Annotated in this window: 9 protein-coding genes; 7 read left to right on the top strand and 2 right to left on the bottom strand. The window is 59.5% G+C overall.

The genetic code is table 11. The annotated features are described in order from the left end of the window. Positions 1-2 precede the first annotated feature (2 nt). Together JWS10_RS20580 and JWS10_RS20575 are read right to left on the bottom strand one after the other, a co-directional pair. Positions 3-1,211, bottom strand: coding sequence for a hydroxymethylglutaryl-CoA reductase (locus JWS10_RS20580; RefSeq protein ID WP_299509731.1), 1,209 nt, complete (start codon positions 1,209-1,211; stop codon positions 3-5). Positions 1,212-1,521: 310 nt separating this feature from the next. After that, on the bottom strand, positions 1,522-2,178 hold the full coding sequence (locus JWS10_RS20575; RefSeq protein WP_299509729.1) for a TetR/AcrR family transcriptional regulator: 657 nt from the start codon (positions 2,176-2,178) through the stop codon (positions 1,522-1,524). 264 nt (positions 2,179-2,442) lie between these two features. On the opposite strand from JWS10_RS20575, the gene JWS10_RS20570 reads away from it, so the two are divergent. The 7 genes from JWS10_RS20570 (at position 2,443) to JWS10_RS20540 (ending at position 11,198) form a co-directional block, all read left to right on the top strand. After that, positions 2,443-3,552 (top strand): sugar ABC transporter substrate-binding protein, encoded by a 1,110-nt coding sequence (locus tag JWS10_RS20570; RefSeq protein WP_299509727.1) that lies wholly within the window; start codon positions 2,443-2,445, stop codon positions 3,550-3,552. 64 nt (positions 3,553-3,616) lie between these two features. Further along, on the top strand, positions 3,617-4,588 hold the full coding sequence (locus JWS10_RS20565; protein WP_299509725.1) for an ABC transporter permease: 972 nt from the start codon (positions 3,617-3,619) through the stop codon (positions 4,586-4,588). Positions 4,589-4,597: 9 nt separating this feature from the next. Continuing rightward, a complete protein-coding gene (locus JWS10_RS20560) occupies positions 4,598-6,103 on the top strand; it encodes a sugar ABC transporter ATP-binding protein (RefSeq protein ID WP_299509722.1) in 1,506 nt (501 codons plus the stop codon). A 7-nt stretch (positions 6,104-6,110) separates the two neighbouring features. Continuing rightward, a complete protein-coding gene (locus JWS10_RS20555; protein ID WP_299479811.1) occupies positions 6,111-7,052 on the top strand; it encodes an ABC transporter permease in 942 nt (313 codons plus the stop codon). A 9-nt stretch (positions 7,053-7,061) separates the two neighbouring features. Further along, a complete protein-coding gene (locus JWS10_RS20550; protein WP_299509718.1) occupies positions 7,062-8,081 on the top strand; it encodes an alcohol dehydrogenase catalytic domain-containing protein in 1,020 nt (339 codons plus the stop codon). Positions 8,082-8,094: 13 nt separating this feature from the next. Then, positions 8,095-9,591: an aldehyde dehydrogenase family protein gene (locus tag JWS10_RS20545; protein ID WP_299509715.1), complete on the top strand. Its 1,497-nt coding sequence runs from the start codon at positions 8,095-8,097 to the stop codon at positions 9,589-9,591. Then, entirely contained in the window at positions 9,591-11,198 is a 1,608-nt protein-coding gene (locus tag JWS10_RS20540; RefSeq protein WP_299509713.1) for a GMC family oxidoreductase N-terminal domain-containing protein, read from the top strand. Before JWS10_RS20545 ends, JWS10_RS20540 begins: the two co-directional genes overlap by 1 nt. Positions 11,199-11,226 lie beyond the last annotated feature (28 nt).

Raw genomic sequence — 11,226 nt, 5'->3', positions numbered from 1 at the left:
ACTCATCTCGACCGCGCCAAGTTTTGATGCGCCCGCGTGAAATGACCCGCTGCCATTGCCGCCACGATAGAGATTTCGCCGCACAGACACAGCGCCGCCACAACCTCGGCCAGAGCCGCCCCATGCCCCTCACCCCTAAGCCCCAGAATGTTCAGCCCCGCCGACTGGCTGGGCAATCCGGTGCCGCCGCCGACCGAGCCGACGAGGATGTTCGGCATGGTGACGGAGCAGAACAAACCATCGCCCTGCGCCTCCATCCGGGTGTAACCGACAGCACTTTCCGCGACGCAGGCGGCATCCTGCCCGGTGGCGATATATAACGCCGCAAGCCCGTTGGCGTAATGCGCCTGCGCCCCCATCTGACCCGACAGAAGTGCGCCGAGGTTGGCGATTTGGCCGTAATCCAACATATCGGCGACAGTGGTGCCAAGGTATTTCTGAACCATCGCCGCAGGCAAAACAACCGATGCACTGACCTTGCGACCGCGGCCAGTGACCATGCCTAGAAACGACGCCTTCTTGTCGCCGGAAAAGTTGCCTTCGATATACCAGCGTTTGATCGGAACCGGGCAGGCAGCCTCTATTGCCAGACAAATCGCGTTAGCAGCAATCGTCACCATGTTCTGCCCGGAGGCATCTCCGGTGGTGAAACGGCAGATCAGAAAAACCACGTTGTTATCTATGATCGGCTCGACCGAGATCAGCTTGCCATGCCGCGTCGTAGCCTCTGCCGCGATCCGCAGGCTGTCAACATTGGCGACCACCCATTCGACAAACAGCCCGGCCTTCATCAGCCCGTCAAACCGGAAAGCCGGGGTGCGCATGACGCCTTCGTACAGAACCGCCGTGCCGATGCCCCCGGCCTTGCTGGCAACAAACGCACCCCGCGCGTAAGAAGCGACCAGCGCTGCTTCGGTCGTCGCCAGCGGCACATGGAAGTCACCCACCGCGTTCAACCCGTTGATCCGCAAAGGGCCGACGATGCCGACCGGCACCTTCACCGTGCCGATGAAGTTCTCGATATTACGGCTGTAGCCGGACGCAGTAGCGACCGTGGCGGTATCGGCCAGCACATCGCGGTCCGCCTCTGTCGCCAAACCGGGCAGCACTAGGCGCGACCAATACTTCGCTATCGACTGCGGGCTTGCGTCCCGCACCGGACGTAAGGTCTCAAACGGCCTGTCGTGGACGAGCATGCGTTGCTCGATCATGGATTGGCTAAATCGGGCTCGGATTCTACGCACCATCTCACTGACATGAAATGGAACAAGCACGACATACCCCCAATGATTTTATTCTTAATTCGCCGACCTTAGGCGACAACTGCTGTCTTGGGAAGCGACTTGGTAGCGTGGAGTTTTGGCTGAAGGGCCAGCTTCGCCGGGCAGACGAGCCAACCAATACAGAACGATGGAGAGCTCGCATCGACCGGTGTGACCGACCGTTGCAACTTCAGAGAACCGCAGAGAAATTGAAGCGGTCGGCGCACGCCACGCGGCGGTCAGTGAAGTGAGATCGAAGCTATGGTGCGACCAGCCGCAGGATCGTCTCAATGTTGAAGCGCAGCCGCTCTTCCAAGGCGTCTTTCGTCATCAGATCGCGCTCGAACACGATGGAGCCAGTGAAGCGGTTGGTCATATAATAATAGCCAATCGCCGCAATGGTGATGTTCAACTGCACGGGATCAATTCCGGGTCGAAAAACCCCAGTCGCGACGCCGCGTTCCAGAATGTCTTCGACCATTGCCACGAATTTGCGGCTGTAGACCTTCACCACTTCCGACTTTATGAGATGCTTGGCGCGATGCAGGTTTTCGCTATTAACCAGCGTGATGAATTCGGGATTCTTCAGATAATAATCGAAGGTGAACCGCACCAGCTTTTCTAGCGCCTGCCGCGGTTCAACATGGTCGAGTTTCAGCTTTTGCTCTGCGGTGCGAATATCGACATATGCGTTTTCCAGCACGGTCTGAAACAGCCCCTCTTTGCTGCCAAAATAGTGGTAAATCATCCGCTTGTTGGCCTTGGCCTTCTCGGCAATGTCATCAACACGACCGCCACCTAAGCCGTTCTTCGCGAACTCTTTTTTAGCCGCATCCAGAATTCTGGCTTTGGTCGCCTCGGCGTCGCGGATGCGCGGCTTGGCTGCGGGTTCCTGTGGCGCGATTTCCGTCGTCAAGGTCTGGTTCCTTAGCGCAAGTGGGTTGGCATAAGCGCCAGTCTTACACACAGCTTTCGCCCCGCGTCAAAGTTCTTCCTTGCGATGCGCTGAGTTTTAGGTGCTGAAAACACTTGACTCACGCTGAGCTAAGAAAGTAACCAGATAGTGCGTTAACAAAGTGTGACATCAGTCATGCATCCAGCGATATGCGAAAAGCAAATGCGCTGATCTTCGCGAAACCGGCCACAGGCTGTGGCAAAATGTGGAAAAGGGGAGGAACCTATGTCTACTTTCATCAAGGATTTTATCGAGCAGGAAACCGTAAGCCGCCGCAACTTCCTGCTGGCCAGCGCCGCAGGTGTGGGCTCCATGGCACTTCCAATGGCATTTGGCCAAGGTGCCGCCTTTGCTGCTGAAAATCCGGCTTTGGCGTGGAGCTACCGCGACCGTGCCAGCGCTTATTGGAACGCCGTTGTATCAGGCGGCGAGAATTTTGTCGAAAGCCTTGGCAAGACCAAAGATGACATGACCAGCCTGATCAATGAAGGCTCGTCCGAGAAATCCTTGGCCGATATCAAGGCGTTTCTCGCGAAAAACTCCGGCAACTGTGCCATTGCTTGCGACGCCAACGACAGCCCAAATGCGCGCCCAGTGGTTGAAGCGGTCAAGGCGGCAGGCGGCTATATCTCGACCATTTGGAACAAAACCGACGATCTGCATCCGTGGGACATTGGCGACAACTACGTCAGCCATATGACGTGGTCGGATGAGAAGCCTGCCGAAGACACCGCGCGTATTTTGTTCGCGGCAATGGGCAACAAGGGTGGCGTCGTGCATCTGGGCGGTATTCCGGCCAACAATCCGGCGGTGGAGCGTTTGAACGGCCTGAAAAATGCGCTGAAAGATTTCCCCGATATCGAGCTGCTCGATGCGCAACCCGCCGACTGGGACACCACCAAAGCGGCGGAGTTGATGGCGTCGTTCATCACCCGTTATGGCGACAAAATCACCGGCGTGCATTGCGCCAACGACAACATCGCGTATGGCGTGCTGGAGGCTTTAAAGGCTGAAGGCATCGAGGGCATGCCGATCGTGGCTTACGACGGCAACCCCGAGGCCGTGCAAATGGTGATGGACGGCAAGCTGCTCTGCACTGTGTTCACCAACCCCTATTGGGGCGGCGGCGTTTCACTGGCGTTGGCCTATCACGCAGCGATTGGCACTTTCAAACCTTCGGAAGAACCCAATGAGCACCGCGAGTTTTATGGCCCAACAGTGCTGGTGACCAAGGACGACGCAGCCGCGTTCAAGGCCAAGTACATGGATGCGATCCCGACGTATGACTGGAGCGACTTCTGGGGTCCGTCAAACGGTGGCATCGTTTACAAGTAACCACAACGGGGGCCGTCAAGAGATGGCCCCCGTTTGACGGCAAGATAGACTGGCTGAGGGGGGAATGGATTTGACAGGGCGTTTCACGCGCGAAGACGCAATACGCTGGGCACCGCTTATGGTGCTGATTGCGTTGGTGATTTTGTTCACTGCCATTAACCCTCAATTCCTATCGCTGCGCAATTTCGCGCGTATCACCGTGGCAGCTGCCCCGGCGCTGATGGTGGCGGTTGGCGTGACCTTCATCATCCTGATGGGCTCGATTGACCTCTCGATGGAGGGTGTGCTGTCGTTCACCGCCGTGCTGTTCTGCTATGCCTTCGTCAAGTTTGGCGGCACCTTGGCTGCTGGCGGCTGGATCGCCTTGCCGCTGATTTTGCTGGTCGGCGCGGTGGTTGGCATGATCAACGGCCTGATCCATGTCAAACTGCGCATCCCCTCGTTCATGGCCAGCCTAGCGATGGGGTTCGTGGCCACCGGAGCAACCGTGCTGTTGACCGGCGGCGGCATTGTCAAAATCGACGACGACGTGTTTCGCGGCCTGCTGACCTATCGCCTGCTCGGCTTTCCGCTGATGGTTTATGTCGCGGGGATATTCGTGCTGATTGCGTGGTTCATCCAAACCCGCACCACCCTTGGCCGCAACTTCTATGCGGTGGGCGGCGGTGAGGAATTGGCCCATGCCTCTGGCCTCAACGTCAAACGCGTTCGGGTGGCGGGTTTTACGCTAGCAGGCGTGTTCTACGCGGTGGCTGCTATCTTGCAGGTGGCCAAACTAGGTCAGGCTGAATCCGTGACCGGGGCGAATTTCATGTTCATCTCGATCACCTCGGTGGTGGTCGGTGGCGTGGCTTTGTGGGGCGGTGTTGGCGGAGTGTGGAATGCGCTGGTCGGCGTGCTGATCGTCAACGTCATCAACAACGGCATGGTGGTGATCGGCCTGCCGGATTACGTGCAAGACGGCATGTTGGGCCTGCTTGTGATCATCGCCGTGGTGCTGTCAACCGACCGCCGCGCCGTCACTGTCGTCAAATAGGGGGCGCAGATGTATCAACTTGCAAAGGTCGACAAGAAGTTCCCCGGCGTTCATGCGCTGAAGGCGGTGGATTTCCAAATTGGTCGTGGCGAGATCGTCGGGCTGGTTGGCGAGAACGGCGCTGGCAAATCGACGTTGATGAAGGTGATTTACGGCGCGTATCAGCCCGACGGCGGCCAGATCATCATGGATGGCAAAACCGTCCGTTTCGCCAACCCGCGCGCCGCGATGGAGCAGGGCATCGGCATGGTGTTTCAGGAACAATCGCTGATCGCCAACCTGACAGTCATGGAGAATATCTTTCTGGGCTACGAGCAGCAGTTCGTCCGCTTTGGTGTGATCAACTGGAAAGCCATGGCGACCGCTGCCTCGGCGCAACTTGCCAAAGTTAGGCTCACGATTGATCCGGCTACCGTCACCTCAGCACTATCCTTCGCACAGCGACAGCTGGTGGAACTCGCCAAGGTGCTGACGCTGGAAGAACGCGTACAGGGAAATCTGGTGATCTTGCTGGATGAACCGACCTCGGTTCTGGCCGAAGATGAGGTGAAGCTGCTGTTCAAGCTGGTGCGCGAACTGACCACTCGGGCCTCGTTCATCTTCGTCTCGCACCGGATGGATGAGGTGATGGAGCTTTCCGACCGCATCTATGTGATGAAAGACGGTGCGGTGGTCGATGTGGTCAACCGTGGCGAAAAGACCGTCGAGCAGATCCAACACAAGATGGTCGGTCGCAACGTCGATAAGGAATACTACCGCGAACACCGCCAGAAACCGTTTGATGCGACCAAGGAACTGGTCAAGCTGGAAGGCGTGTCGCTGCCCGGTCGGATCAATGACATCAGCCTGACCCTGCACGCGGGCGAGGTTTTGTGTTTGGTCGGTACCGAAGGTTCGGGGCGGGAAGCGATCCTGCGCACGATTTATGGGATGCGCACGCCGCTACGCGGCAAAGTCTCACTCAAGGGGCAAGAAATCAGTCGCTTCAGCCCCCGCAATGCGGTGGAACGTGGCGTCGGATATGTCCCGCGCGAACGTAAAGTCGAAGGCATTGTCGCTGGCATGACGGTCTATGAAAACATGACCCTGTCGCAGATGGGCCGCCACTCCAGTGCCGGCATTCTGCGTATCGCAGGCGAACGGGCTTTGGCGCGGGATTGGATTTCCAAGCTGTCGATCAAGGCGAGTTCGGAACTCGCCGATTGCGGCAACCTTTCTGGCGGCAATCAGCAAAAAGTGGTGCTGGCGAAGTGGCGCTCGGGCGGCTCTGATATCATGCTGCTGGATCACCCGACACGCGGACTGGATATCGGTGCCAAAGAAGACGTCTACGACATGATCCGCGATATGTCGGACGCAGGCGTCGGTATAGTGCTGGTGGCTGATACGCTGGAGGAAGCGATTGGCCTGTCGCACTCCATTATCGTTGTCAAAGACGGTGCGATCCAGAAGCGATTTGCCTGCGAACCAGGAGCGAAACCTTCGCTCTTTGATCTTCTTCATTACATGATTTGAGGCACTTATGGATTTGCAGCGTCTTAAACCTCATCTGCCTTGGATCACTTTGCTGGTTCTGGTCGCAGCTGTCGGCATCGTCGATGACACCTTCTTGCGCCCGGCCAATCTGCTGTCCTTGGCGGGCGACATTGTGCCTTTGTTCATCATGGCGCTGGGCCTGACCTTTGCGATCTACATCGGCGGCATTGATCTGTCGGCGCAGTCGATGGCCAATCTGGTGACTGTGGTGGCCTCGGTCTACCTCGCATCATTTGGGGCTTGGGTCGCAGTGTTGTGCATCGCGGTCGGTTTTGGCTTTGGCCTTCTGTCGGGTTACATTACCACGCGACTTCTGGTGCCGTCGTTCATCTCTACCTTGGCGGTTGGCGGCGTGGCGTTCTCGCTGGCGCAATATCTTTCCGGCCAACGCGCGCTGAACATGGACGCCGCCCAGCGCGATGCGGTGTTTGGCTGGATGATCGGCAAAACCGGGCCGATCCCACATGAGTTGTTCATCGCCGTGGGATTGCTCGCGCTAACCCTGTTTATTGAGCGCCGCACCACGCTTGGCCGCGCCCTGAAAGCGGTAGGGGCGGGCGAGCCTGCGGCTGCGGCTTCCGGCCTGAACGTCGCACGCTACAAGATGCTGGCGTTTGCAATCTCGGGGGCGCTGGCCGCCATCGCGGGCCTGCTGTTCGCCGTCAAGCTGTCGGGCGGCGCACCCACGATTGCCAACGGCTTTCTGCTGCCCGCCATCGTCGCGGTTCTGGTCGGCGGTACGCCACTCACCGGCGGAGTGGGCGGCGTGCTGAACACCGCCATTGGCACATTGATTGTCGCGGTGATCCGCGCCTCGATGCTGTACTTCGACATTCAGGCCACCCAGCAGCAGATGATCTTCGGCCTTGTGCTGATCGGAGCCATCGCCCTTACCATTGACCGCGCCAAGCTGCGCACCGTGAAATAAGGGGCCGATATGAAAGCCGCCGTCCTGATTGCCCCGCACCGTTTCGATCTGCGCGATGTGCCCACGCCCACCATTGGTCCCGAGGATGCGCTGATCCGCGTTGCGCGCGTAGGCATCTGCGGCACGGATGTGCATATCTTCAACGGCCACTATGCTGCTGATCGGCTGCCGCTGATCCCCGGCCACGAGTTTTGCGGCGAAGTTGCGGCCTTTGGCAGCAACGTAAAACACCTCACCGAAGGCCAGCGCGTGGTGGCCGACATCAACATCGGCTGCGGCACGTGCTATTGGTGCCGCCGCAATGAAATCCTGAACTGCCCGACGATGACGCAAGTCGGCATCGGTCGCGACGGCGCTTTCGCAGAATATGTGGCACTGCCCGCGCGTCTGGTGATCGCAGCACCCGAGGGCATTTCCGATGCCGTGCTGGCCCTGACCGAACCCGTGGCTTGCGTCGTGCGTGCCGCCCGCAAGGCTCAGGTCAGCTTCGGTCAGTCGGTGGTGATCCTTGGCGCGGGCCCGATCGGCAACCTGCATGTGCAAATGATGCGGCTGGTCGGCGCGGCTCCGATCATAGTCGCTGACCTCTCACATGATCGCTGCCAAATGGCCCTCGCTGCCGGGGCGGACGCAGCCATCAGTAACCCAGACCAACTGCGCGCCGAAGTACTCGCCCGCACCCAAGGACGTGGCGCCGATGTGGTGATCGAAAGCGTCGGCTCACCCCGGCTTTACGCCACCGCACAAACCCTGATCCGCAAGGGCGGTCACATTGCATTCTTCGGACTGACCGGCCCGGATCAACCGCTGCATGTCGATATCCTGCGCACCATCCTTGAGGAAAACAGCCTGAAAGGCTCGGTCGCGGGCATGGGCGAGGATATGCACGATGCGCTGACACTGCTGGCACATGGCCGCTTCAAAACCGATCCATTCACCGCCGCGAGCTACCCGCTGGATGACATTCAAACCGCGTTCGACACGCTGTCATCCCGCCCCGCCGATCTGAAAACCCAAATCCTGCTTTAGACCTGAGGTTCCCATGGATACCCTGCGCCCGTTCCCGACTTTGCCCACCACGCCACGCGAGTTTGGCTTTTACGTCGACGGCAAGTGGCAAGGCGGTCGCCCACTGTTTGATCGCGCCTCACCCGGTCACGGCGTGCCCGTCACCCGCATCCCGAAATGCACCACCGATGATCTGAACGCCGCCGTCACCGCCGCCCGCACCGCCTTCGAAGACCGCCGCTGGGCCGGGCTTTCCGGTGCCGCCCGCGCGAGCGTGCTGCTGCGCGCCGCCGAAATCCTGAAACGCCGCCGTGCCGAAATCGCCTATTGGGAGACTTTAGAGAACGGCAAGCCGATCAGCCAAGCCATGGGCGAGATTGATCATTCCATCGCGTGTTTTGAAATCGGTGCAGGCGCTGCCCGGATGCTGCATGGCGACAGCTATAACAGCCTTGGCGACAACCTGTTCGGCATGGTGCTGCGCGAACCGATCGGTGTCGTCGGCCTGATCACGCCTTGGAACTTCCCGTTCCTGATCTTGTGCGAGCGCGTGCCGTTCATCCTCGCCTCGGGCTGCACTTTGGTGGTGAAACCGTCGGAGGTCACTTCAGCCACCACGCTGCTGCTGGCTGAAGTGCTAGAGGAAGCGGGTCTACCTGCGGGCGTTTACAATGTTGTCACCGGATCGGGTCGCACCATCGGCCAAGCCCTGACCGAGCATCCTGACGTTGATATGCTGTCGTTTACCGGATCGACTGCTGTGGGGCGCTCCTGCGTCCACGCGGCCGCGGACAGCAATTTCAAGAAACTCGGGTTGGAACTCGGCGGTAAAAACCCGATCATCGTGTTCGCTGACGCCGATCTTGACGATGCCGCCGATGCCGCCGCTTTCGGTATCAGCTTTAACACCGGACAATGCTGCGTCTCCTCCAGTCGCCTCATCGTCGAACGCTCTGTCGCGGCAAAGTTTGAGGCCCTCGTAGCCGCCAAAATGGCGAAAATTCGCGTCGGCGATCCGCTCGACCCCAACACTCAAGTCGGCGCGATCACCACCACCGCGCAGAACGACGTGATCCTGGGCTACATCGCCAAAGGCCAAGCCGAAGGCGCTACCTTGGTCACGGGCGGCATTGTCAAAGACCTCGGCCACGGCCAGTATATCGAACCGACGCTGTTTTCCGGCGTCACCCCCAACATGTCGATCGCCACGGATGAAATCTTCGGCCCGGTGCTATGCTCGATGCCATTCGACACTATCGAAGAAGCCATCGCGCTTGCCAACGACACCGTCTACGGCCTCGCCGCGAGTCTTTGGACGAAAAACATCGACAAGGCCCTAACCGTCACCCGCCGCGTCCGCGCAGGTCGCTTCTGGGTCAATTGCATCATGGCTGGCGGGCCGGAAATGCCCTTGGGTGGCTTCAAACAATCCGGTTGGGGGCGTGAGGCCGGAACCTACGGGGTTGAGGAATACACGCAGATCAAATCCGTGCATATTGAAACCGGAAAACGCGACCACTGGATTGCATGATGGCCCGAAAACCTGAACTGGGCTATGACTATGTGATCGTCGGTGGCGGCTCGGCGGGCTGCGTGCTGGCAGCCCGGCTGTCGGAAAATCCGTCCGCACGCGTCTGCCTGATCGAAGCGGGCGGCCGCGACACCCACCCGCTGATCCACATGCCGGTCGGCTTTGCCAAAATGACCACCGGCCCGCTGACGTGGGGCTTGATGACCACGCCGCAGCGCCACGCCAACATGCGCGAAATCCCCTATGCGCAGGCCCGCGTGCTGGGCGGTGGCTCGTCAATCAACGCCGAGATTTTCACCCGAGGCCACCCCAGCGACTATGACCGCTGGGTGACCGAGGGCGCGGTGGGTTGGGGCGCTGCCGAGGTGCAGAAATACTTTCTTCGGTCCGAGGGCAACACCATTATGTCGGGCGCGCTTCACGGCACCGATGGCCCGCTGGGCGTGTCGAATATCCCCGATCCGCAACCCGTCACCCGGGCTTTCGTCCAAAGCTGTCAGGAATATGGCATCCCCTACAACCCTGATTTCAATGGCGCTTTGCAAGAGGGCGCGGGGTTCTACCAAACCACCACCAAGAATTATCGCCGCTGCTCTGCCGCCGTGGGCTACCTGCGCCCCGCCTTGGCGCGGCCCAACTTGACCGTGATTACCGGAGCCTTGGTTCTGCGCGTGGTGTTTGAAGGCAATCGGGCGGTGGGCGTCGAATATGCCGTAGGTCATGCGCCCCAGATCGCGCGGGCAGATAGCGAAGTTATAGTGACCTCAGGTGCGATTGGTACGCCCAAGCTGATGATGCTCTCTGGCGTTGGCCCAGCAGCGGAGCTTACCCGGCACGGTATCAAAGTAGTCCAAGACCTGCCCGGAGTTGGCCAAAATCTGACCGACCATTTCGGCGTTGATATTGTCGCTGAACTGAAAGGCCATGACAGCCTTGATAAATACAACAAACCGCATTGGGCTTTGTGGGCGGGCATCGAATACACCCTGTTCAAATCCGGGCCCGTCACCTCAAACGTCGTCGAGGGTGGCGCGTTTTGGTATGCCAACCAAGACGCCGCTTGCCCCGATCTGCAATTCCATTTCCTCGCCGGAGCAGGGGCCGAAGCGGGCGTGCCATCGGTGCCGAAAGGCACCTCGGGGATTACTCTGAACAGCTACACCCTACGCCCAAAATCGCGCGGTGCGGTGACCTTGCGCTCCGCCGACCCGCGCGCGCTGCCCCTCGTTGATCCTAACTTCCTAGCCGAGCCAGACGATCTTCGGATCGCAGCCGAAGGCGTGCGGGTCAGCCGAGAGATCTTCAGCCAGCCTTCGCTCCAAAAATACATCCGCACCCTGCGTTTTCCCGACGAAAATGTGCGCAGCCGAGCCGATTACGAAGCCTACGCGCGCCAATATGGCCGCACCTCGTATCACCCGGTTTCGACCTGCCGGATGGGGCAGGATGAGATGGCCGTCGTGGACCCATCGCTTCGGGTGCACGGTTTAGACGGTCTGCGGATTTGCGACAGCTCGGTAATGCCCAGCCTGATCGGTTCAAACACCAACGCCCCGACGATTATGATCGGCGAAAAGGCCGCCGATCTGATCCGGGGCAACGCCTGAATAAGCAAAGGGCGGCCACCTCGGGCCG

It is taken from the genome of Cypionkella sp., from assembly GCF_028290025.1.
Taxonomy (GTDB): domain Bacteria; phylum Pseudomonadota; class Alphaproteobacteria; order Rhodobacterales; family Rhodobacteraceae; genus Cypionkella.
Note: the sequence above shows the minus strand (reverse complement) of the source record. Positions and strands in the feature narration are given on the sequence as shown.